Source organism: Mesorhizobium helmanticense (genome assembly GCF_003034915.1).
Classification (GTDB): domain Bacteria; phylum Pseudomonadota; class Alphaproteobacteria; order Rhizobiales; family Rhizobiaceae; genus Mesorhizobium; species Mesorhizobium helmanticense.
Window position 1 is genome coordinate 1 of the sequence record NZ_PZJX01000128.1, and the last position, 408, is coordinate 408.

Here is a 408-nt window from a genome sequence, read left to right on the forward strand (position 1 = left end):
TCGATCCCGCCCGCGTTCATTCACAGTGGCAATTCTATCAGAGCCTTGAGCCAGAGTTCGTGTTGAAGCGGCTGACGGCATCGCTGATCCCGCCGGATTCAGTCCGACTTTCGGTCGTCGCGGATCGCATCGTTGCCGAGGGCGAGGCTCCCGACACCTGGATAGATCGGGCGCGCACTGCAGCCCGACAGCTTTCGGCAGGCGGACCGGTATTCGACATCTCCAAGGTTCGTGATGTGAGCCCGGAGGCACGCGCCGCGGAGCACTGGCAGGCCTATGTGTCGAAACTGGAGAGCCAGCCGGGCATCATCGTTGCCCAACAAAAGATGCGCGATGGCCAATTCCATATTGCCGGTCTGAGAGACCCGCTTGCCGCCGACCCACAGTCGCTGTTGTCCGGAACGGAGG

The 408-nt window shown here is 62.0% G+C and carries 1 pseudogene; it reads left to right on the forward strand.

What is annotated here, in order from left to right:
• Window positions 1–62: 62 nt before the first annotated feature.
• Window positions 63–408: pseudogene (locus C9427_RS33620) on the forward strand (OmpA family protein); the annotation flags it as partial.